The sequence below is a fragment of the Fodinibius sediminis genome, assembly GCF_900182555.1.
In the GTDB taxonomy this organism is placed as follows: Bacteria; Bacteroidota; Rhodothermia; order Balneolales; family Balneolaceae; genus Fodinibius; species Fodinibius sediminis.
This window is the reverse complement of the sequence record NZ_FXTH01000020.1, coordinates 37,992-57,955: the sequence shown is the minus strand read 5'-3', so window position 1 is coordinate 57,955 and position 19,964 is coordinate 37,992. Positions and strand designations below refer to the sequence as shown.

The window sequence follows — 19,964 nt, the reverse complement described above, 5'->3', positions numbered from 1 at the left end:
AATTCCGTTTTAATCATCGAAATAAAAACTTATATAACGTCTTACTGGATAAGCTCCGAGAGGACCCCCTTTGAGAGCTTAACTTCATAAGACCCTTTTTTATTATTCAACACATGCATTCTAACCTAAACCAGATTTTGCTTTACTATGAACACCGTTGACATCTTAGTCGTAGGCTGTGGTAATATGGGAACCTCACACGCAAGAGCATACCACCAGCTCGATGATTTTAATATTGTAGGTCTCGTAAGCCGGGGCCCTGAAAGCCGGGAACGCCTTTCTGAAGAACTGGGCGGACTCCCCACTTTCGGCAGCTATGAGGAAGCACTCACTGAGACCCAGCCCGACGCCGTTTCTATCAATACCTACCAGGGAACGCATGCCGACTACGCTATCAAGGCATTTGAAGCGGGCGCCCACGTTTTTGTAGAAAAACCCCTTGCCGAAACGGTGGAAGAAGCCGAGGCAGTGGTGGAGGCTGCCCAGGAGGCCGGGAAGAAACTGCTTGTTGGCTATATCCTGCGTCACCATCCCGGCTGGATCAAGTTTGTTGAGCATTCCAAAAAGCTGGGCAAGCCCCTGGTTATGCGCATGAACCTGAACCAGCAGAGTACGGGGCACCAGTGGGAAACCCACAAGAACTTGATGTCCTCCATGTCGCCCATCGTGGACTGCGGGGTTCACTATGTCGACATGATGTGCCAGATGACCGAGGCCAATCCCACCCATGTGCACGCCATCGGTGCGCGGCTGACCGAGGATATCAGCAAAGACATGTACAACTACGGACAGCTCCAGGTTACCTTCGATGACGGATCGGTTGGCTGGTACGAATCAGGCTGGGGCCCCATGATGAGCGAAACAGCCTACTTTATCAAGGATGTAATCGGTCCCAACGGCAGTGTAAGCATCCGCAAGGACACTTTTGATGATCCCCGCGGCAAATCGGCAGATATCGAAGATCACTCAAGCGTCAAGCAGCTTCAGCTCCACTATTCCGAACTGAACGACAAGGGAGAGCTGGTGAACGACGACAAACTCATTGAAACGCCCGACGAGCCGGGCCACGACGAGATCTGCTTTTTTGAACAGGAATACTTCCTGAAGGCTATTCAGGAGGATATCGACCTGTCGGACCATATGAAGGCAGCAGTACAGACGCTCAAGATTGTACTGGCCAGCGATGAGTCGGTAAAAACCGGCAAAAAAGTCGCCCTGTAGCATCCGGTCACCCATCATACAAAGCAAAGTATAAAGAGTATTGCGCAGGCAAGCAGTCCGAGCATGAACAGCCTGCGGAGTACTCTTTTTATATGCATCTGTATCCTTCCGGCAGACCATGGAACGGCCGAACGGCGAGATGCATTAGAAACGCTGAACCGACACAATACAATCAAAGTACTTCATTCTTATTATGAAAATTGTTATCTCTCCCGCCAAATCGCTGGACTATGAGAGTGAGCTCCCCACAGACCGGGCCACTCAGCCCCGCTTTCTGGAGGAAGCGGAGACGCTCAATAATAAACTCGCCAAAATGTCGAAAGATGAGCTCAAAAAGCTCATGGACATCAGCCAGAACCTGGCCGACCTGAACTATGAGCGCTATCAGAAATTCTCCACTCCCTTTGACAAAGAGAATGCCCGTCCCTGCATCTATGCCTTTAATGGGTCGGCGTATAAAGAGTTGGATGCCTATAGTATCGATGAATCGCACATTGACACGCTCCAGAACAGCCTGCGCATTTTATCCGGCATGTATGGTATTCTGCGACCACTGGACCTGATGCAGCCCTATCGCCTGGAAATGGGCACCAAGCTGCACATCAACGGGCACGACAGGCTGTACGATTTCTGGGGAGACAAACTCACCGATGCACTGAATGACGAACTGAAAGAGGATGAACTCTTCGTCAACCTTGCCAGCAAGGAGTATTTCAAAGCTCTCAACCCGGACAAACTGAAAGTGGATGTGGTGAGTCCCGTCTTCAAGGATTTTAAGAACGGGAAGCTGAAAGTCATTGGGTTCTACGCTAAAAAGAACCGCGGGACGATGTCGCGGTATCTTGTCGAGAATAATGTCGACAGCTATGAGGGACTGCTGGGCTTTAACGGGAACGACTACAGCTACAGCGAAGAACACACCGAAGACCAGAATGAACCGGTCTTCATTCGATAAGAAAGGAGCCTTTATTTTTTCACTCCGTGCCCCAGCGGCAGCTTGTCGATGACGCTGAGAGCGGGGCTTGGATCGCCCATGATATAAAAGTGGATACCCGGGGCTCCGCTCTCCAGCAGCTCGGTACATTGCTGTGCCGCCCATTCAATGCCAATTTCGCGAGCATGCGTGGGATTGGTCTGGACTTCTTCGGACAGCCCCTCGGGAATGTTGAGATGAAAATACTTCGGAAGCCAATTCAGGTGCCGTTCCCGTGTCAGTACTTTTAAGCCGGGCACAATGGGACATTCTATGCCGGCATCCCGGCACTTCCTCACGAACCGGAAATAGGCTTCGTTGTCAAAAAACATCTGGGTGACGATATAGTCGCCGCCCTTCTCCACCTTGTTTTTGAGCATCTGTATGTCAAAATCAAGGTTGGGGGCCTCGAAATGCTTCTCCGGATAACCGGCCACCCCCACACAGAAGTCGGTATGCTGTGCGTTGACAATATCTTCCAGGTACTCTCCCCTGTTCATATTCTTAACCTGCTTCACCAAGTCAACGGCATATTTGTTGAACGTACCGTTTTTATACCGGGGTACCGATTCGTCAGCGGCATCCCCGCGGATCGTCAGCACGTTGTCAATCCCCAGATAGTTGAGCTCGATGAGGGCATCCTCCGTCTCCTCTTTCGTGAATCCTTCACAGATAAGGTGAGGCACCGGGTCAACCCCGTATTTGTGCAATATCGCCGCACAGAGCCCGATCGTTCCCGGACGCTTACGCTTGATGTGGCGCTTGATGGTGCCATCACTCAACTCTTCGTAATGCGATTCCGCCGCGTGATAGGTCACATCGATGAAAGGCGGATTGTACTTCATAACCTGATCCAGCGAATCAAAAACCTTCTTTACGGACTTCCCCCGCTTGGGCGGAATAATTTCAAAAGAGATTAACGGTTCTTCGGCTCGATCGTAATGTTCAATAACTTTCATTTAATCTGCTATTCTTTGTACCTTTGAGATCCAAAAACTTTTTTACCGTTGCATCATTTTCGGCATGAAAATTTATAGTGTATAAGGTAATCACTTCGCAACTCAGTTGAAAAGTTTTTGTGCAACCACAAGCACCTTATAATTATTACCTGAACCAGACGTACATGAACTTTGACCAAATAAAGGATCTGTTAAACGATCGAATCCTTATCCTGGATGGCGCCATGGGTACCATGATACAGGATCACAACCTCTCTGAAGCCGATTACCGGGGACAGCAGTTTAGCGATTACGACACCGATTTAAAAGGCAACAATGACCTGCTGAGCCTCACCCAGCCCGACATCATCAAGGATATCCACCGCCAATTCCTGCAGGCGGGTTCCGACATCATTGAAACCAACACTTTCAACAGCACCTCTATCTCCCAGGCCGACTACCATATGGAAGAGCTGGCCTACGACCTCAATGTGGCCGCGGCCCGGAATGCCCGCGAGGTTGCTGATGAATTCACCCGGAAAAATCCAGATAAGCCGCGATTGGTAGCCGGCGCCATTGGACCGACCAATAAAACGCTCTCGCTTTCCCCGGATGTGGAAGATCCGGGCTACCGTGCCATCACCTTCGATCAGCTCAAAGAGGCCTATGCTGAACAGATCCGCGGTCTGGTTGACGGAGGCGCGGACATCCTGCTGGTGGAAACCATTTTTGACACGCTCAACGCCAAGGCCGCCATCTACGCCATCCACAAATTTGCCGAGGAGACCGGCCGGGAGATACCCGTCATGATTTCCGGAACCATTGTGGATCAAAGCGGGCGCACCCTCTCGGGACAGACAACCGAGGCTTTCTGGATCTCTATTTCGCATACCAAGAATCTACTGAGCGTTGGACTGAACTGTTCGCTGGGATCCAAACAGATGCGTCCCTATATTGAAGAGCTGGCCAATGTGGCCACCTGCCATACCAGTCTTTATCCCAATGCAGGGCTCCCTGACGAGATGGGGGAATATAATGAAAGCCCGGAATTTATGGCCGATCAGCTCCGGGACTACGCAGAATCAAACTTCGTCAACCTGGTGGGGGGATGCTGCGGAACCACCCCGGAACATATTAAGGCTATTGCAGAAGCAGCCGACAGCTGTCCCCCGCGGCAAATTCCGGAACAGGAACCGTACCTCCGGCTCAGTGGACTGGAACCGCTGGTCGTGCGCCCGGATACCAATTTTGTCAACATCGGCGAGCGGACCAACGTAATGGGATCCCGCAAGTTCAAGCGGCTCATCAAGGAAGAAAAGTATGAAGATGCTCTTTCTGTGGCCCGCCAACAGGTAGAAAATGGTGCCCAGATCATTGATATCAATATGGACGAGGGCATGCTTGACTCCGAAGAGGTGATGGTTACCTTTATGCAACTACTCGCTGCCGAGCCTGATATTTCCCGGGTACCCATCATGATCGACTCCTCGAAATGGTCAGTACTCAAAGCGGGTCTCAAAACCGCCCAGGGCAAGTGTGTGGTCAATTCCATCAGCATGAAAGAGGGCGAGGAAGCATTCATCAGTCAGGCTCGTGAAATCCTTAATTTCGGGGCGGCCGTCGTGGTCATGGGGTTTGATGAACAGGGGCAGGCCGACAATTACGAACGGCGCATCGAAATTGCCGAACGGGCCTACAAACTCCTGGCCGAAGAAGTTGGCTTTGCTCCGCAGGATATCATTCTCGACCCGAATATCCTGACAGTAGCCACCGGCATCGAAGAACATAACAACTATGCCGTTGACTTTATCAAGGCCACCGAGTGGATCAAACAGAACCTTCCGTTGGCCAAGGTCAGCGGTGGCCTCAGCAATATTTCGTTTTCCTTCAGGGGCAACAACAGGGTGCGCGAAGCGATGCACGCAGCGTTCTTGTACCACGCCATCAAAGCCGGGCTCGATATGGCCATCGTCAACGCCGGTCAGCTTGAGGTCTATGAAGAGATACCGGACAAACTCCGTGAGCTGGTGGAAGACGTACTGCTTAACCGCCGTCAAGATGCCACGCAGCGCCTGGTCGATTATGCCGAGGAGATCAAAGACGAAGGAACCGAAACAGAACAAGAGGTTAAGGCCTGGCGCGAAGAACCCGTGGAAGAACGCATCAAACATGCGCTGGTAAAAGGCATTGTAGATCATATTGTTGATGATGTGGAAGAAGCCCGCCAAAAATACTCGCAGCCGATCGAAGTCATCGAAGGTCCCATGATGTCCGGCATGGATGTAGTCGGCGACCTGTTTGGGTCGGGCAAGATGTTCCTGCCGCAGGTTGTAAAAAGTGCGCGCGTCATGAAAAAGGGAGTGGCTCATCTCATCCCGTATATTGAAAAGGAAAAAGAGAAGAACAAAAACAGCAAGCCCAAGGCCAAGGTCCTACTGGCCACCGTCAAGGGGGATGTGCACGACATTGGCAAAAATATCGTTGCAGTAGTGCTGCGATGCAACAACTTCGATGTCATCGACCTCGGTGTCATGGTGCCTGCAGACAAAATCCTGGCAGAAGCCCGCAAGCATGAAGTGGATATTATCGGGCTCAGCGGCCTCATCACGCCTTCACTGGATGAGATGGTCCACGTAGCCAAAGAACTCAAGCGGGAACAGTTCAACCAGCCGCTGCTCATCGGCGGCGCCACCACCTCGCGCATGCATACCGCTGTCAAGATAGAACCCAACTACGACAAGCCGGTGATCCATGTGCTGGATGCCTCACGAAGCGTATCGGTGACGGGTAACCTCGTATCGGAGACCCTCCGCAACGAGTTCGTCAAGAAAAAGCAGAACGAATACCTGAAACTGCGCAAGCGACACCAGAACCGTTCCAACCGAAAAACCTATCTTTCGCTGGAAGAGGCGCGTGAGAATGCCACCAGGATAGACTGGAAAGCCACGGACATTACCCGTCCCAAGCAAATGGGGCCCCGCATTTTTGACAACTATCCCCTCCAGGAGATTCGCAACTACATAGACTGGGGACCCTTTTTCATCGCCTGGCAGATGAAGGGAAAGTACCCGGATATACTAGAGGATGACAAGTATGGCAAAGAAGCACGGAAACTGTTTAATGACGCCAATGCCCTGCTGGACAAAATTATTGACCAGCGGCTGTTGAAAGCCAAGGCTGTGCTGGGACTCTATCCCGCTAATGCCGTAGGTGACGACATCGAGCTCTACACCGATGACAATCGGTCCGAAGTCCTGACGATCTTCCACACCCTGCGCCAGCAAGCCCAAAAACGACGCGGGCAGCCGAACAAGGCACTTTCCGACTTCGTTGCCCCCAAAGATTCGGGTATTGCCGACTATATCGGTGGTTTTGCAGTCACGGCAGGTATTGGAGCACCGGAGCTGGTGCGTCAATTTGAAGAGAAACACGACGACTACAACGCCATCCTGACCAAAGCGCTGGCCGACCGGCTGGCCGAAGCTTTCACGGAGCTGCTTCATGAGAAGGTTCGAAAGGAGATCTGGGGTTATGCGCCGGATGAAAGTTACTCCAACGAGTCCCTCATTCGCGAGCAATATGTCGGCATTCGTCCTGCTGCCGGCTATCCCGCCCAGCCCGACCATACCGAAAAGCGCATCCTTTTCGATCTGCTGGACGCCGAAAGCAATGCGGATATTCACCTGACCGAACATTTTGCCATGCATCCGGCCGCTTCGGTAAGCGGACTTTATTTTGCACATCCCGATGCCACCTACTTTAACGTGGGCGACCTGGGGAGGGATCAGATTGAAGACTATGCCCAGCGCAAGGGCATGACGGTCAAAGAAATGGAACGATGGCTGGGTTCCAACCTGAACTATGACCCTGACGAGCTGGATTAACGAAATGGCCATGCCGGCATGATTTCCCGGCATGGCTATCTTTGGCATAGCTACTGCACAGGCTGCAAGCGCTCAACCTTGCTTTCGTCAACGGCCTGCATAACCGCATCCATATCGCTCAGGTCCACATTATTGGACTCCACGTAATCCACGGGCAGAACAGCCACCCGGAAAATCTGATTCTGTGTATAGGCCTCCCCAACCGTATTCAAATCCACATCCCCGGTCATGAAAAGCTTGATATCCACCGCGGTGTGGTCAAAAGCATACTGCAGCTCAGCGCCGTCGCTAAAAAACTCCGAAGCCGGAAGTACCCGCCACACATCCCCGGCATTCTCGTCCACTTCCCACAGAAGGTAAACGGTGATGATATCGCTGTCCAACACTTCAATGTTCTCGGGGATATCAAAAAACTGGGTATATTCATTCGATTCAGTGAAATCCGCTTCCACTTCAAAGGCTTGTCCGACCGATCCTGCAGGGCCGGGCGGGCCCTCTGGTCCTGCCGGACCGGGATCTCCCTGGCATGAAACAAAAAGTAGTGCGGCTAACAATAGGCTGAGAGGCTTCATAATACTCTCCGTTTTCGGTTGCATCACCAACCGGTTTATGTTTTAATGAATAGCGCTGCAGGCTGTTAACGCCTGTCTTCAATTTAATATTTTCTGTCAGACATGAATTAACATGATCATGTGAGGCAGGCTTAATTTGCCGTATACTGCTCCACAGTATCAAAAATAGCCTGGCGCAACGTCTCTAAATCATAATAATAGCCATTTTTTTGACGACCTACATTCTGACGATTCGTCAATAGTATAACGGACAGCGAATCCCGGGGAACCGCCACAACGCTGGTCCCGGTAAAACCAGTATGACCGAAGGTGCCGGGCGGACTTCCGGCCGCGGCAATAATTTGTTTATCCATGGCCCACCCCAGTCCATTGCCATACCGATCTTTGACCAGAAAACGATCGACCACCCCGGCTGAAATATACTGTTTCCCGTTCAGCTTGCCCCGGTTGAGCAGCAGGTCGACAAGTACCTGCAGGTCCCCTACCGTCGAAAAAAGGCCGGCATGTCCGGCCACACCGCCGTGCGTATACCAGGCATTGCCGTCATTGACCTCTCCCTGCAGGGTATAGGTACGCCAGCCGTCCCAGGATTCCGGTTCCACATCCACCCGGTAGCCAAAATCCCGGTCGTATACCATCTGCTTCTCAAAGGGATTGCCGTGTGAAGTCGCTGCTATAGGCTTCATGCCCTTCTCCAGCGGATTGAAGGCGGTGCGATTGAGGCCCAGCGGCCGGTATAATTCTTCATGCAGGAATTCGTCCAGAGAACAATTACTCACCCGCTTGATGATATCGCCGAGCAGCATAAAGCCGAGATCGCTGTAATGACGCTCCTTTCCCACAGGCCACTCCAGGGGTTGATCGGCAAGATGCCGGTACCGCTCGCCGGGCGTGGTGCCATGGTAGTAGGTGGGAATCCACTGGGCCAGCCCAGCTGTATGGGTCAGCAGGTTTCGAATGGTTATCCTTGCTTTCTCCCCTTCCTCAAACTCCGGCAGATAATGATGGATGGGATCATCGAGATGCAGCCGGCCGCGGTCTAGCAGCAGCATGATACCGTAAGTAGTGGCCATCACCTTTGTCAGCGAAGCCAAGTCAAACAGGTGACCGGTGGTCATGGCCTGCGGTTGCCCGAGCGGTTTCAGGTCGTAGCCGTACTTTTTGGCAAAGCCGTAGGCCGCCCGGTGCAAAACTGAACCACCCTGTTTTACTTGTAAAACGGCCCCGGGAATATGATCAGCTTCCATCTCTTTTAGGATCAGCGAGTCCAGGGCCGGAATATGCCCCTTTCCCTCATGCCGGATGGTATCCGGTTCAGCCGCACAGCCTGCAAGCCAGGCCGCCAGCAACAAAACAAAAATATTTTTCTTTTTTATCATAATCATAGCTGATACTGAGAGGACCCCGGTCAAGGCTTCGGCCTATGCCGTGACAGCTTCACGCCCTCTTCCTGATCCATTGCGACAATTTGCCTGTTAGAACTACGATAGCGCTGCCCACCAACGTATAGAGGGGCCAGGCAATGACCAGCGGCTCGCCAGGGAGCACCGCGTGTATGGGCCCCTCTACCATAAAGAGCAGGGAGACCAGCCCCACAAAAAAACCGATGAGAGCATCCCGTATATCCGGGCCTGCAAAAAGACGGCCGAGAAGGAAGGCTCCCAGCAATCCCCCATAGGTATAGGATGCAATACCCAGTCCCAGTTCCACCACCGCCGGACGCTCGCCCTCCTGCAGCTGAAGAAAAGCAAAAAAGAAAGCGGACCCCGTCAAAATAAGGGCCCAGACGGTTGTGATGATGCGGGAGATCCGCAGATCTTCGGCCTCCGTATTGCCCTCGCCCCAGTAGGGTTTATAGAGATCAAAGGTGGTGGAGGAGGCCAGTGAGTTGAGCGATGAACTGAGGCTGCTCATGGCTGCCGCAAAAAGGGAGGCGACAATAAGGCCTGAAAAGCCCACAGGCAGTTCTTCCACAATAAATTTGGCAAAAATTTCATCCGTCGTGGCCAGCCCCAGCTCCTGGGCCGTCTGTGCATCGTAAAAAGCATAGAGCAGCAAGCCGATAAAAAGGAACAAGCCAAATTGCAGGGCTACGACCACCCCGCTCCATACAATGGCTCGCTGTCCGTCTTCCACATTCCGTGTTGTCAGCAGGCGCTGTACAATCAGCTGGTCGGTACCGTGGGAGGCTACAGAAAAAACGGCGCCCCCCACCAGGGCCGTAAAAAAGGTATACGGCTGTGCAATAAACTCCGAGAAGGACAGGTCGAAACCAAAATCAAACAGATGTATTTTCCCCGCCTCCGCGGCCGTGGTCATAGCTCCACCCAGCCCGTTGGGCAAGTCTGTAATCATAATGACACCTGCGAAGATAGCCCCGCCGATATAGACCACCATCTGCATGACATCCATCCATACCACAGCCTTTATTCCCCCGATCAATGTATAGGCAAGCGTGATGACCGAGATGACCGTGATGGCAAGCAGGTAAACCTCAAAGTCGGTCCACCCCGTAAAGGCACCCCCCAGTCGTAAAATTATGGCCAGGGGAATAGCGGTAGCAAACAAACGCACCCCGTCGGCGAGCAGACGTGTCACCATGAAAGTGGTGCTGGCCGCATTGCGCATGGAACTCCCGAAACGCTGCTTCAGAAACTGGTAGGCTGTTGTCAGGTTCCCCTTGAAGTAGGCCGGCAGGAAAAGGCGGCTTACCAGGATTCTACCCGTAATATACCCGAAAGTGATCTGCAGGAAGGTGAGATCTCCTCCATAGGCCACCGCCGGCACACTGATGAAGGTGAGGGTGCTTGTTTCTGTAGCTACCACCGAGAACAACACCGCCCACCAGGGAATGTCATGTCCTCCAAGGAAATAGTCGGAAGTGGAAGATTGATGCCCGGCAATGCGAATACCCAGCCAGGCAACTCCCACAAGGTAACCTAAGATGACAATATAGTCTACAAGAGAGAACTCCACGTGTATACGTTTTATCTGTTTTTAACATTTACATTTGCAAGAAAATAGCGTTATTTACGAGCTAAGATTTACGATTATAGAGTATTTTTAATATAACCCCAAGTAATAGTTGGCAAATCCTTCTTTGCAGCCAATAATGTAAGACTTCAACATCAATGAATTATCACAACGAAGACGAAAAAATCACCTATTACGAGCACATTCCCACGCACATTTACAGCGATGCCTCTTCCGCTTCGAAAGAGGTTGCCGCTGAGATTGCTTCACTTATTCGTAAACGCAACGAGGAAGGCCAAGCTACCGTTCTGGGCCTGGCTACCGGTTCCACCCCTACCCAGGTCTATGCCGAGCTTGTCCGGCTACATAAAGAAGAAGGACTAACCTTTGAAAATGTTATCACCTTCAACCTGGATGAGTATTTTCCCATACAACCCAACTCGCTGCAGAGCTATGTTCGTTTTATGAATGAACATCTCTTTAACCATATTGACATCCCGGAAGAACAGGTTCACATTCCGGATGGGACGCTGGACCAGGAGGAAGTGCCCAAATACTGCCGCGAATATGAACAGAAGATCCGCGAAACCGGCGGTATTGACATCCAGCTGCTCGGCATCGGGCGCACCGGCCATATCGGATTCAATGAACCCGGATCGCGGCCCAACTCGCGCACCCGAATGATCACCCTGGACCGCATCACCCGCAAAGATGCAGCCAGCGACTTTTTTGGTGAAGAATATGTGCCCCGGCGGGCTATCACCATGGGCGTTGGTACGATCATGGATGCCGACCGCGTGATTATGATGGCCTGGGGCGAAGGCAAAGCCCCGATCATCCGGGAGGCCGTCGAGGGAGAAATTCGCGAACACGTGCCGGCCACCTACCTGCAGGAACACAAGAATGCCACCGTCATACTGGATGAAGCCGCCGCCGAAAAGCTTACGCGCCAGCGAACACCCTGGCTGCTTACCTCCTGCGACTGGGACGACAAGCTTACCCGACGGGCGGTAGTCTGGTTATGCCAGACCGTTGATAAACCCGTGCTGAAGCTCACTGATGAAGACTACAATGAACATGGTATGGGCGACCTGCTAACTCAGTATGGACCAGCCTATGATATCAACATCAAAATATTCAATGAATTGCAGCATACCATCACCGGCTGGCCGGGAGGCAAGCCCGATGCTGATGATACCAACCGGCCTGAACGCGCCAAGCCATTTCCAAAACGCGCCGTAATTTTCAGCCCGCACCCCGATGATGATGTAATCTCCATGGGGGGCACACTCATCCGGCTTGTGGATCACGGCCATGAGGTGCACGTTGCCTACCAGACCTCCGGCAACATCGCTGTATTTGATGATGATGTCGTCCGGTTCGTGGATTTTGTGTCTGACTACAACCATCTGTTTGACATGAACCAGACCAAAGCCGAGGAAATGCTGGCCAACATCAAGAAATTTTTAAAGGAAAAAGAGCCCGGCCAGGTCGATTCCTATGAAATCAAGCATATCAAGGGCCTTATCCGGCGCGGAGAGGCCAAAGCGGCCGGGCGTTACTGCGGAATTCCCGAAGACCAGCTTCATTTCCTTGACATGCCATTTTATGAGACCGGTCGGGTTAAAAAGAAACCGCTTTCTCAAGAGGATGTGGATATCACGGTTGAACTGCTCCGCGAGGTCAAACCGCACCAGATCTATGCGGCCGGCGATCTCTCGGATCCCCACGGAACCCACCGTGTATGTCTTGAAGCCATTTTCCGGGCCCTCGAAGTGTGCCAGGATGATGACTGGATTGAGGACTGCAAAGTCTGGTTGTATCGCGGTGCATGGCAGGAGTGGGATATTAACGAGATCGAAATGGCCGTCCCGCTCAGTCCTGAAGAGCTGACCAAGAAGCGGAAAGCCATTTTCAAGCACCAATCCCAGAAAGACCGCCCCCTCTTCCCCGGCGCCGATGAACGGGAGTTCTGGCAGCGCTCTGAAGAGCGAAACCGCGGCACAGCCCAGCTGTACGATGCCCTTGGCTTCGCGGAATATGAGGCTATTGAAGGCTTTGTAGAATACAAAGGACGCGAACAATAACGACCTCGGCGGGCCCCATATTTAATTGAGCCCTGAATATTGAACAGGGAGTCGCGCTGCACAAATCATGGCAGCAGGCTCCCTTTTTCTTTTTGCGTTATGTCCCGCCCCCGTGATGCCCCGGTCCAAACCAGCGGGCGGCCTCTTTTCTCCTACTCTCCCGTCTCCCGTTCGGTTGCCATCCGCCACCGGGCATAACTACAGGCTCAGACGTCCGACTTCTTTTTGAGCCAGTGATAAAATGCCTCTATGGCCTTCCCGCGATGGCTTATTTTATTTTTTATTTCGCTGTCCAGTTCTGCGAAGGTTTGGTCGTAGCCCTCGGGACGAAATACCGGATCATAGCCAAATCCCCCTTCCCCGCGCTCTTCGGTTAAAATATCGCCCCGGCAGATACCTTCAAAGGTCTCGGTACCCTCATCTGAAACCAAGGCTACCACCGTACGAAACCGGGCGCCTCGATTCTCAGAACTCACGCCGGCAAGCTCATCCAGCAGCTTATTGACATTATCCTGGTAGGAAGCCGACTCGCCGGCATAGCGCGCCGAATACACCCCGGGGCGCCCCTCCAAAGCATCCACTTCGAGTCCCGTATCATCAGACAGTGCGGGATATCCCGTCTTCTCGTAGACATATCGAGCCTTTTTAAGCGCATTTCCCTCGAGCGTGGCCTTATCCTCGATCACCTCCTCGAGCTCCGGGAAGTCGTAGGTTGATTTCAAGGTAATATTCAGCGGGGCCAACGTTGCCCGGAGTTCTTCAATCTTGTGCTTATTTTGTGAGGCGAGGACTATCGTTTTCATATTCTTGGTCTTCTTAACAGCAGTACGGTTACTTTTTCAGTGATCCGACGTGGCTTCATGCAGCAGCTCCTGTACTTCGTGCCATTTGAGGCGGGGCCCGAACTGGGAAACAATTTTAGAGCCCGCCAGGCTCGCCAGCTTTCCGGCTCCCGCATAGCCCAGGCTGTTCGTGATGCCATACAAAAAAGCCCCGGCATACATGTCTCCCGCCCCGTTGGTATCAACAGCCTTGACGCTGTAGGGTTCGATATCAATGAAGGTGTCACCATCCCAGATCATCGCCCCGTTTTTACCCTGTGTGATGACAAAGCGTTCGGCTTCTTTCTTGAGCAGTTCACGCGCATCTGCCAAATTGTCCTTGCCGGTATAAATCATGGCCTCCTTTTCATTGCAGAAAAGGAGGTCGACCGAAGCACCTATCACATCGTCAAACCGTTCCCTGAAACCCTTCACAATCGAGGGGTCTGAAAGTGTGAGCGCGGTCTTCACCTCATGATCGGCTGCAATCCGCTTGGTTTCCTTCATTGCTTCATAGCCCGGATCTGACGCTACGAGATAGCCCTCGATATAGACGTATTCTGAATCGCGAATCGCCAACTCATCAATTTCGTTTACCGAAAGGGTGGATGTAATACCCAGAAAGGTGTTCATGGTCCGCTCGGCATCTTCCGTGATCATCACCAGGCATTTGCCTGTAATACCATCCTCCGGCTCCTGTCGGTCGAAGTTGGTATCAATTCCGGCCTCCTTCATCTCTTCAAGATATTTCTCCCCGAAGGGATCATTGGCCACCTTGCACGAATAGAACGCTTTGCCGCCGAACTGGCTGACCGCATAAATGGTGTTGGCCGCAGATCCGCCCGGTTTTTCAATCGTTTCCGCCCGGCTTATATCCCTGATGAGCTGAGATTGCGCCTCCTCATCAACAAGCGTCATCACACTCTTTTCAACGTCGTGTTTCTCCAGGAATGCATCCGTGACTTCAAATTCCATATCCACTAATGCATTGCCAATACCGTAAACATTGTACTTTTTGCTCATAGAACGATTAAACTATCAAAAACTTAAAGTTTGAATGGAATCGACGGAAAATACAAACTCTCAACGGCTGAATAAAGCGGGACGGCCCGCCACCGGCAAATAAAAAAAGCACCTGCTCCGAAAAGCAGGTGCTTTCAGCACATCACCTATACATTCAAAATGCCTCAGTTGTGGGCAATGGGATCGGGATCCCCGTCCGGATCCCCGCTGGCCGTACCATCGGATGCCGGGCTTCCATTAGTCACCAGCAACAAGCCGGCCACATGCGGCGATGCCATGGACGTACCGCTGATGGTATCCGTTCCACCGTCCAGCCAGAGCGAAAGGATGTCCACGCCCGGGGCCGCAAATTCCACCGGTGGATCGGTGGGTCCCGACCAGTTGGAGAATGAGGCGAAGGCATCCGTATCATCCGTTGCAGAAACGGTCCATACGTTCTTGTATTCAACCCGCGCCGGGGAATAGTTGTTGGCATCCGCCCCGTCATTGCCGGCCGCAACAGCAAAGTATATGCCCTGATCGGCGGCATTACGAACGGCGTCATCCACGGCATCCGAGGTGCTTCCCCCCAGGCTCATGTTGGCCACATCCCCGGGAGCGGCGTTGGCGGCCACATAGTCAATGCCACCAATGACCCCGGAATAGGATCCGCTGCCCCGGTCGTCCAGCACCTTGACCGCAACCACTGTGGCCCCCGCTGCCACGCCAACCACATCGATATCATTATCCAGGGCGGCAATGGTGCCCGCCACATGGGTACCGTGGCCGTTGCCGTCATCCGGGCTTCCCGAACCGGGTCCCCTCGATACAAAAACAGCACTACGTCCCGTATCCACATTCAAGTCGGGATGATCCAGATCCACCCCTGTATCAATCACCCAGGCTGTGCCGTTGCTGCCTGTTGCCCCGCCGATACGCTGCACGCCCCAGGGCACCACTTGTCCGGAATCCCCCCCACCGTCGCCATCTTTGCAGGACGGCCAGGGTGAGCAGGCCCCCGGAGGCGCCAGGGTAATAAACCGGTCTTTCTCAATATACTTAATGCGGTCATCCTTTTTCAGCCCGGCGAGCATCTTATCACTCAGCTTGGCGGCAAATCCTTTGAGTGCAACATTATACCGGCCCACAACCGCACTCCTGTCAATGCTGTACTCATCCAACACCTCATTGCGAAGGGCCTCCACGCGGTCGGGGTCCGACAGGGCTTTTCCCTTGGCGTCCGAATCCTTGAACACCACGATATACTGACTCTCAATAGCCTGTTCATTCTCCAAAACTGACGGCTCATTCTGTTCTTCATGTACCTGGGTTGTCGGCTGGTCACAGGCATAGATTCCCACAACCAGCAGCAAAACTGCGGTTACTCGTACGTATGTATTTATATTCTGCATATCGAAAGAAATGATTGGTTAATGTTTAATCCGCCGGAAGGAAAAAGAGGGGGGGCAGGCACAACGCAACATTTCCATCCCTATACAACCCTGTACCATACCCTAAAAATCGGCGCATATTTTTTTGCAGCAAAACTGTGTTAGCACGTTATCCAACAATCAGAACAAAATCAAATCCCACATCGGCGGTACCCCAACAGGCCTCCGAAACCGCCAACCCATTTCTGGAATACCCCGATATTTAAAATCAAAAATGGTATCTTTGATACCGACTATTTATGATATCTCTATTCATGGATCCACTGATCACATTCTTGCAGCAGCGGCTTGAGCATCCCCTGCCGGGCAAAAGCTCACAGCTGGCAATGGCCCCGGAACCCGTAACTGGCAATACCCGCCGCCGGCCCATGACCCCTGCCGGGGACGCCAGACAGAGCAGCGTGTTAATCCTCCTTTTCCCAAACGACCATCAGAAATGGGAGCTGATTCTTACCCTGCGAACCCCCAGCATCAATCATGGGGGACAAATCAGCCTGCCCGGCGGTCGCGCCGAAAGCGGGGAACGTCCCCTGCAAACCGCTCTCCGCGAAGCGCGGGAAGAAATAGGCATTCCCTCGCAGGATGTCACGGTTATCGGCCAGCTGAGTGAACTATACGTCAGTCATTCCAATAACCAGGTCGTTCCCGTTGTGGGCTACCTGCCAGAACGGCCCCGATTCTCCATCAATCCTGCCGAAGTGGAGGAAGTTTTTGCTATTGAACTTGATTCCCTGCTCCATAAAAAAAACCTGACCGTGGAAGACTGGAACCTTCGCTCGCACACCTACCGGGTGCCCTACTGGGATGTCCATCAGGTGCCGCTCTGGGGGGCTACAGCCATGATCCTGCATGAACTGCTGGACCTTTACCGGGAATTTCTTGACGCTTCATAATTAAAAATGGGTCTTATGAAGTTAAGCTCTCAAAGAGGGTCCTCTCGGAGCTTCTCCAGTAAGACGTTATATAAGTTTTTATTTCGATGATTAAAACGGAATTCTGTTTCTTTCAAATACCGGTAAAACTTCCTTTTGGGAACACCGTTAAACTGGGCCAGCCGGCGTTTAGCAAAGGACCAAAACGACTCGATCCCATTAATGTGTCGGCTGCCATCGGCGAACTCATCCTGGCCGTGATGCACCCGGTAATGTTTGTCATAGCCAACATCTACCAGGCCATCATAGCCGCGCCAACCGTCGCTGTGAATGATGCTTCCCGGATCAATTTTCCCGCGAATAACACGCTGGAGCGTCTTTTTTCGGGCATCAGGCACTATTTCAGTATAGACCTGGCCTTGGCGTTTGAAGATGCCAAACACAATGGTTTTGCCCGAAGCTCCGCGGCCCCGTTTGCCGGGAATCCGCTTGGGGCCAAAGTAAGACTCATCAACTTCAATAGTTCCAGCCAGTGGAGCTGCTTGCTCCGACCAGCGAGCTATTTTCCCACGCAACTTGTCAAAAATCACCGTTACCGAACGCAACGAAATTCCGATCAGTTCAGCCGTTTCAGTCGCTGTCAAATCCAACGAAAAACACTTGATCAGGTGCCGAAATTTGGCCTCAGAAATTCTTGAACGCTTGTAATACTTGTTATTCATTGTATAGCAATATGTTACAAACTTCTATAACATGCTATACTTCATAAGACCCTAAAAATATACGGTTGATGAGTACCCATAAATGCAGCTTGTGCGAACTTGAAACCCCGGATCCGCCTGTTACCAGCGGCGATGTTGACGGCGTCTTCTGCTGCTCCGGTTGCCTTCATGTGTACCGGCTGCTGCAGGATATGGACGAAGAGCAGGCCCGGGAGCTGCGCAGACGAACCATAGAGCAGCGACGGGCGGAGCAGCCCGCCGCCCCACTCCCCGAAACCTATGAAGAGGCCTTCTTTAAAATTGACGGGATGCACTGTGCCACCTGCGAGTCTTTTGTTGAGACCCTCGCAGCCCGGCAGGAAGGACTTTACCGGTGCGAGGCCAGCTATGCCTCCGAGATGATGAAAGTCTACTACGACCCCGATCGTCTCTCCCCCGGGCGCATCCCCTCCCTGCTGAGCAAGATGGGCTATACCGTGTACGATATTGACGAGGACGTCACCGAAGAAAATCTGAACGAGACCGCCCGGCTTATCATTGGCGGCTTCTTCGGCATCATGGGACTCCTGCTGTATGTCCTCTTCCTGTATCCGTCCTATATCAGCGGTCAAAGCTTCATCCCGCTGACCAGCCTGGAAAAGATGTTCTTTGTCTCAAACATCTTTGTGATGACCACCTTCGTTCTGGCCTATACCGGCTTTCCGATCTTGCGGGGGGCCTGGGTCTCCATCTCCGTGGGGCGACCCAACATGGACCTGCTCATCACCATAGCTGCCGTAAGTGCCTACCTTTACAGCACCGGGGCCATGCTTACCGGCTCCTCGGAAGTGTATTTCGATGTCACCATGGCTATCATCCTGATCGTATCCATTGGGAACTACTACGAGAAAAAGATAAAATCCGGTAAAGAGACCCTGCTTTCGAAGTTCAGCAAAAAAAAGATCAACCATGCCTGGACCCGGCGCAACGGACAGCTTGTCAACGTTCCGGTTTCCGAGCTGAGGCCCGGCGATCATGTTGTGGTGAAAGCCGGTGAGCGCATCCCGGTTGACGGGACTGTTATCGAAGGGGAGGGCGTGGTCAATGAGGCGCTGATGACCGGCGAATCGGTGCCCGTTTCCAAGCAGAAGGGAGATCGCGTCCTCAGCGGGACCATCCTCAACCAGCATTCACTGACCATCGAGACCGGGGAGACCGTACAGAGCACCCTGGATGAACTGATGCGGCTGATGTGGAACATTCAGTCGTCGCGGCCAGGCAAACAGCGACTCGCCGATCGCATTGCAGCCTATTTCGTTCCCGGCGTCATCGTCCTCGGCGCGGGTTCCTTTGGCTACCACCTCATGACCGGCACCCCCGCAACCGATGCCATGCTTGCCGCGCTGGCTGTGCTTATTGTCTCCTGCCCGTGTGCCCTGGGACTTGCCACCCCGCTGGCCATCGCCTCCGGGATACGGAGCGGGCTTGAAAACGATATCATTTTCAAAACAGCCGCCCTCTTTGAAGAAAAGGGCAAGGCCGATATTGTTGCTTTTGATAAAACGGGGACCCTTACCACCGGCAACATGCACCTTCTGGATCCGGGGTCGCACCAGCAGGCCAGAGAATACGCCGCACTCCTGGAACAGTACTCCGCCCACCCGGTGGGCGAACCCATTGCGGCGCTCTCCCCCGGTCCCGGTGATCACCGGGTAGAACATTTTCAAAGCTCTTCCACCGGCATTCGAGGCACCATCGACGGCCGTTCCGTATGGGTTGGGCAGCCCGAATGGCTACAGGAACACCAGTTCGATCTTCCGGGCAGCTTTTCCGAAAAGATCAGGACCAGCCGATCCAACGGACAAGTGCCCGTAGCGGTGGGATGGGACGGGACCATCCAAAGTATCATGGTGGTCGGCGACCAGCTCCGGAACGACGCCCTTCCGGTCATTGAGAGCCTGAGGAAGGAAGGAAAGAAAATTGCCCTGATTACCGGCGACAGTACACCCGCCGCCCAGGGTATAAAAGAAAAGCTCCGGCCCGACTTCCTTTTTACGGAGGCGCGCCCGGAGTCCAAATCCAATATCATCAAAGAACTGCGCAAGTTCGGCAGCGTGGCCATGATCGGTGACGGTAGCAACGATGCCCCGGCCCTGGCTGAAGCGGATCTGAGCCTGGCCTTTGGCGACCTGACTGCCATTGCCGCAGAATCCGCCCAGATCGTCATTCCCAACGACCGCCTTGAGCTGATCCCGAAAGCATTCCGGGCCATACGCCTGACCAGGAATCGCATACGCCAGAACCTGGGCTGGGCCTTTCTTTACAATATCATCACTATTCCGCTGGCCATAGCCGGTACCATAAATCCGCTCTTTGCGGCCGTGGCAATGGCTACAAGCAGCATCCTGGTGGTCAGCAATTCTTCTCGTTCCATGAGGCTTTCCGGGCGATAAGGTAAGCGCCAGAGAT

General features: G+C 52.9%; 14 protein-coding genes. 6 read left to right on the top strand and 8 right to left on the bottom strand.

The genetic code is table 11. The features are described from left to right. Nucleotides 1-147 precede the first annotated feature (147 nt). Together FN808_RS16985 and yaaA are read left to right on the top strand one after the other, a co-directional pair. Complete coding sequence (locus FN808_RS16985; protein ID WP_142715815.1) at nt 148-1,221, top strand: Gfo/Idh/MocA family oxidoreductase; 1,074 nt, start codon at nt 148-150, stop codon at nt 1,219-1,221. 193 nt (nt 1,222-1,414) lie between these two features. Next, on the top strand, nt 1,415-2,176 hold the full coding sequence (gene yaaA, locus FN808_RS16980; protein ID WP_142715814.1) for a peroxide stress protein YaaA: 762 nt from the start codon (nt 1,415-1,417) through the stop codon (nt 2,174-2,176). 11 nt (nt 2,177-2,187) lie between these two features. Here yaaA and FN808_RS16975 read toward each other — a convergent pair whose 3' ends face one another. Continuing rightward, entirely contained in the window at nt 2,188-3,153 is a 966-nt protein-coding gene (locus FN808_RS16975; protein WP_142715813.1) for a methylenetetrahydrofolate reductase, read from the bottom strand. A 164-nt stretch (nt 3,154-3,317) separates the two neighbouring features. Here FN808_RS16975 and metH point away from each other — a divergent pair, with 164 nt between their 5' ends. Beyond that, nucleotides 3,318-7,016 (top strand): methionine synthase, encoded by a 3,699-nt coding sequence (gene metH / locus FN808_RS16970; RefSeq protein ID WP_142715812.1) that lies wholly within the window; start codon nt 3,318-3,320, stop codon nt 7,014-7,016. 50 nt (nt 7,017-7,066) lie between these two features. Here the strand turns inward: metH and FN808_RS16965 are convergent, their stop codons facing one another. The 3 genes from FN808_RS16965 to FN808_RS16955 form a co-directional block, all read right to left on the bottom strand. Next, nucleotides 7,067-7,588, bottom strand: coding sequence for a hypothetical protein (locus tag FN808_RS16965; protein ID WP_142715811.1), 522 nt, complete (start codon nt 7,586-7,588; stop codon nt 7,067-7,069). A 131-nt stretch (nt 7,589-7,719) separates the two neighbouring features. After that, nucleotides 7,720-8,967, bottom strand: coding sequence for a serine hydrolase (locus tag FN808_RS16960; RefSeq protein WP_185958468.1), 1,248 nt, complete (start codon nt 8,965-8,967; stop codon nt 7,720-7,722). 58 nt (nt 8,968-9,025) lie between these two features. Then, nucleotides 9,026-10,564, bottom strand: a complete 1,539-nt coding sequence (locus FN808_RS16955) for a sodium:solute symporter (RefSeq protein ID WP_142715809.1) — start codon at nt 10,562-10,564, stop codon at nt 9,026-9,028. Between the two features lie 155 nt (nt 10,565-10,719). Between FN808_RS16955 and nagB the strand changes: the two genes are divergently transcribed. Next, nucleotides 10,720-12,648 carry a glucosamine-6-phosphate deaminase gene (gene nagB / locus FN808_RS16950; protein ID WP_142715808.1) on the top strand — a complete coding sequence of 643 codons (1,929 nt, stop codon included), beginning with the start codon at nt 10,720-10,722 and terminating at the stop codon, nt 12,646-12,648. Between the two features lie 206 nt (nt 12,649-12,854). On the opposite strand, the gene rdgB is transcribed toward nagB, so the two are convergent. From rdgB to FN808_RS16935, 3 genes are all read right to left on the bottom strand, one after another. Continuing rightward, on the bottom strand, nt 12,855-13,451 hold the full coding sequence (gene rdgB, locus FN808_RS16945; protein ID WP_142715807.1) for an RdgB/HAM1 family non-canonical purine NTP pyrophosphatase: 597 nt from the start codon (nt 13,449-13,451) through the stop codon (nt 12,855-12,857). Between the two features lie 36 nt (nt 13,452-13,487). Continuing rightward, nucleotides 13,488-14,492: an adenosine kinase gene (locus FN808_RS16940; protein WP_142715806.1), complete on the bottom strand. Its 1,005-nt coding sequence runs from the start codon at nt 14,490-14,492 to the stop codon at nt 13,488-13,490. Between the two features lie 164 nt (nt 14,493-14,656). Further along, entirely contained in the window at nt 14,657-15,883 is a 1,227-nt protein-coding gene (locus FN808_RS16935; protein ID WP_142715805.1) for a S8 family serine peptidase, read from the bottom strand. A 278-nt stretch (nt 15,884-16,161) separates the two neighbouring features. Between FN808_RS16935 and FN808_RS16930 the strand changes: the two genes are divergently transcribed. Next, complete coding sequence (locus FN808_RS16930) at nt 16,162-16,815, top strand: NUDIX hydrolase (RefSeq protein WP_142715804.1); 654 nt, start codon at nt 16,162-16,164, stop codon at nt 16,813-16,815. Nucleotides 16,816-16,844: 29 nt separating this feature from the next. Here FN808_RS16930 and FN808_RS16925 read toward each other — a convergent pair whose 3' ends face one another. Continuing rightward, nucleotides 16,845-17,516 (bottom strand): IS1595 family transposase, encoded by a 672-nt coding sequence (locus tag FN808_RS16925; protein ID WP_142715803.1) that lies wholly within the window; start codon nt 17,514-17,516, stop codon nt 16,845-16,847. A gap of 68 nt (nt 17,517-17,584) precedes the next feature. Here FN808_RS16925 and FN808_RS16920 point away from each other — a divergent pair, with 68 nt between their 5' ends. After that, entirely contained in the window at nt 17,585-19,948 is a 2,364-nt protein-coding gene (locus FN808_RS16920) for a heavy metal translocating P-type ATPase (RefSeq protein ID WP_142715802.1), read from the top strand. The last annotated feature ends 16 nt before the right edge of the window (nt 19,949-19,964 follow it).